At 54.7% G+C, this 3,458-nt stretch carries 3 protein-coding genes; 1 reads left to right on the plus strand and 2 read right to left on the minus strand.

Going from position 1 to position 3,458, the window contains the following annotated elements; all coding sequences use genetic code 11:
- Positions 1-233: 233 nt before the first annotated feature.
- Entirely contained in the window at positions 234-599 is a 366-nt protein-coding gene (locus tag RKE40_RS29360; protein ID WP_316021692.1) for a COG3415 family protein, read from the plus strand.
- A 499-nt stretch (positions 600-1,098) separates the two neighbouring features.
- Here the strand turns inward: RKE40_RS29360 and RKE40_RS29365 are convergent, their stop codons facing one another.
- Together RKE40_RS29365 and galE are read right to left on the minus strand one after the other, a co-directional pair.
- A complete protein-coding gene (locus RKE40_RS29365) occupies positions 1,099-1,686 on the minus strand; it encodes a class I SAM-dependent methyltransferase (RefSeq protein ID WP_316021693.1) in 588 nt (195 codons plus the stop codon).
- Positions 1,687-1,850: 164 nt separating this feature from the next.
- Positions 1,851-2,837: a UDP-glucose 4-epimerase GalE gene (galE, locus tag RKE40_RS29370; RefSeq protein WP_316021694.1), complete on the minus strand. Its 987-nt coding sequence runs from the start codon at positions 2,835-2,837 to the stop codon at positions 1,851-1,853.
- Positions 2,838-3,458: the final 621 nt, after the last annotated feature.

Consider the following 3,458-nt stretch of genomic DNA (forward strand, 5'->3'; position numbering starts at 1 on the left):
ACACGCATGCGAAGATCGTCACTCAGAGCTTGCGCCATCCTTCATTCCCTTTAACAGGAAGGTTGAATCAGCCCGAGCCGAGTTCGTCACATCACTATCGATTCAACGTTCGACGGAAACGCTCTAGAGCGTTTCCGTTCGGTCTGAATCGTTGAAGATTCCCAAGCTGCGCGGATCCTGATCAAACTGCCTGTCGGATTGGAGGCCGGCAGGGATGGCTCGCAGCTTGTCGCTTGATCTTCGCGAACCGCGTCGTCGCAGCGATTTCAGGCGGAATGTCGTGGCGGCCGGCGGATCGGTTCGGGGTGAGCGTGGCGAGCGCGATCCGCTGGTGCGCTCGCAACCGCCAGAGGAGCTGTCCGGCAGCGAAGCCGCTCGGCGGCGACCGGCACTGGGCGCGGACCAAAGTGCAGAAGGATCAGATCCTCGCGCTGATTGATGAGCGCAATGACATCACGCTGGCGGAATTGCAGGCGCATTTGGTCGAGCGGGAATATTGCTTCGGTATCGAAGCCCTGTCGCGCTTCTGCGCCCGCCATGGACTTACCTGGGAAAAAGGCCCCCGCACGCGGTGGAGCAGGAACGCCCCGACATCCTGAAGCAGCGGCCGGACTGGCACGAGAGCCTGCTCAATCTCGATCCGCAACGCCTCGTCTTCATCGGCAAGGCCAGGGCCCCGACCAAGATGGCAAGGCGCTACGGCCGCAGCCCTCGCGGCCAGAGACTGCGCTCGGGCGTATCGCACGGCCATTGGCGGATTGCTTCCGCACCAAAAACCGAGGGCTCGATCAACGCTCTTTGGGGACGTAGTCGGCGCCCTCGTCGAGCCCTTCTTGCCGACCGAACGTGCCAGCTACTTCAATGCCGCTGGATACGACCAGAATCAGACCGTCGCAACGATGTCAAGCGAAGGAGGAATGGCACGCTGAAGCCAGACTTTCAGCCCCCGGCGGAACGCTGCCTTCAGCTAGCGCGTAGACTAATCGAGTCGAATGCTTCTTCTTGAGCCGCCAGCTCCACTAATCGAGCCCGCTTCCTCGACACGTCGCGCATAAAATCATGCAGAGACCAAACGAAAGCGAGGCGAGTAGCGTCTCCTTACTCTTTGCGAGTTGTTATCATAGTCATTTCTCGACAAGAATTAAACAAATGAACTCTTGCTATCTCGAACGGAAATAACTTTTTCATATAAATTGGCAGGCATTCGTACTCTTTCGATGGCGTATATGTAATGCTAATTATCTTAAATAGTTCATTGAACTGAATATTTTCTTGAAACCACTTCTCAGTTAGAAATATAGCGTGCCCAGGATACATTCCTTCTGCTGAATTTGCATAAGGTACAGTGAACCTGAACGTACCCTCTGATTTTAATACACGATGAGACTGCGCAAAAATATGAGACAAATTCGAATGCTCAAGGAAATGGGAAGATCTAACTTCGTTACAGACCCCATCGCCAAATGGGAGATCGTCAACATTTAGATCCATCATTATATCGGGTAATCTTCCTGTATCTATCTGAGATTCTGTCGCAGATAGATTGTCAAGCCCGATAAAGCCGTCAGGTTTGTAATATCCACATCCTAAATCGATATCTATTAGGCCATCTTCACGGCGATACTCGGAAACAAGGTCAGATAACGATGCATGCTTTGTGAGACGATAGGTAGCGTGGTCGGACATGTTAACCCCTTCCTCCGGCTGTTCGTCTGTTCGTCTGTTCGAAGACATTCGCGGCGGTCTGGGCGAAGAAGCTGCCCCGACAAATATCATGAAACCAGAATCGCGTCCTGTGCTCGGGATGGCAAAAATGGTGGGCGGCTGCGTCGATATCGCGAGCTCGATGCTCATATCTCATGCTCTTGCAAACGCTTCTCCCAGCTGAGTGCGCTTTGCACGACGAACTGAAGATCATCATGTCGGGGTTTCCAGCCAAGCTCGCTAGTTACACGCTCGTTTGAGGCAATGATAGCTGGCGGGTCCCCCGGGCGGCGTTCGACGATTCGGACGTCGAAATCGACTCCCGAGACCAATTTTACGATGTCAACGACCTGTCTCACGGAAAAGCCACGGCCATAGCCGCAGTTCGCCTTTAAGTTCGCGCCGCCTGCTCGAAGATAGGCAAGCGCGTCTAGATGAGCGTGAACGAGGTCGGTGACATGAATGTAATCGCGGACACATGTTCCATCTCGCGTCGGATAGTCCGTGCCATATACATCTATGCTAGCGCGCATACCGAGCGCAGCCTGGCAGGCGACTTTGATCAGATGCGTCGCATTAGCGGTCGACTGGCCTGCGCGCCCATGCGGATCGGCCCCCGCGACGTTGAAATAGCGCAAGATGACGTAATTCAGATCATGAGCCTTCGAGACATCTTCAAGCATCCATTCCGTCATCAACTTCGAGCGGCCATATGGTGACATCGGTGCAGGTATATCTTTCTCGGTGACAGGGTTCGTCTGAACATCGCCATAGACCGCTGCTGTCGACGAAAAAATGAAATGACAGATTCTGTTTCGCGCGGCCGAATCGATCAAAGCGCGCGCTTTAACGGTGTTATTGAGATAATACCCGAGTGGGTCCAGAATAGACTCAGGTACTACTGTCTTTGCTGCAAAATGAATGATTGCGTCGATCGAGTGCTTTGCGCAGATATCATCGATCAGCCCTTCGTCGCTTATGTCTCCCTCATAAAAGTCGACGCGATCCGGCACCGCGCCGCGGAAACCTGTCGAAAGGTTGTCCAGCACGATTGGCTCCTGGCCACTGTCGAGAAGGGCCAGAACCATGTGGGAGCCGATGTAGCCGGCGCCGCCTGTAACAAGAACAGCCATGAAGATCCCTTAGAAAACCGTGCGCCATGCGGCAGTCTTAGAACTGAGCGACTCCGCCATATGGTCATATCGCACGGAGCGTCATCAATGTCCTGTGCCGCAGAGCATGGTTTATCAAGTAAATTGAGATGCACGCGTGTCGCAGATCGCGCAGCTATCTCGGCTCCGCCGAAGCTCATAGCCAAGAGTGAACGAGCCAAGTCACCGCGCCTTGGGGCGGACAGCGTGACGGTGAGCAACTGGCCGGGAAGGCGAGCCTTCGAAAGGATGAAAGCCCATAGTTCGACATCGATCCCACAGCATCGAGTTCAAGCGCCCAGTGGCGCAGATTACCTGCCGGCGGGACACTGCGTAGCCTCGCACGCCGGCACAATCTGTCGCGCAACCTGATCTGCATCTGAGTCCAAAAGCTCGAGGCGGGTGCCTTCAACGACGAGGCAGCCGCCGCCGATACGATCGAGGCCTACGAACCGCGCATTGCGGCGTTGGAGTGCCTAGAGCGTTTCCGTCGAACGTTGAATCGATAGTGATGTGACGAACTCGGCTCGGGCTGATTCAACCTTCCTGTTAAAGGGAATGAAGGATGGCGCAAGCTCTGAGTGACGATCTTCGCATGCGTGT

Source organism: Allobosea rubneri, from assembly GCF_032464875.1.
In the GTDB taxonomy this organism is placed as follows: Bacteria; Pseudomonadota; Alphaproteobacteria; order Rhizobiales; family Beijerinckiaceae; genus Allobosea; species Allobosea rubneri.

Bases quoted from the DNA above. Each gene is read 5' to 3' on its own strand.
- galE (WP_316021694.1), bottom strand. From the start codon at position 2,837: ATGGCTGTTCTTGTTACAGGCGGCGCCGGCTACATCGGCTCCCACATG.
- RKE40_RS29365 (WP_316021693.1), bottom strand. From the start codon at position 1,686: ATGTCCGACCACGCTACCTATCGTCTCACAAAGCATGCATCGTTATCT.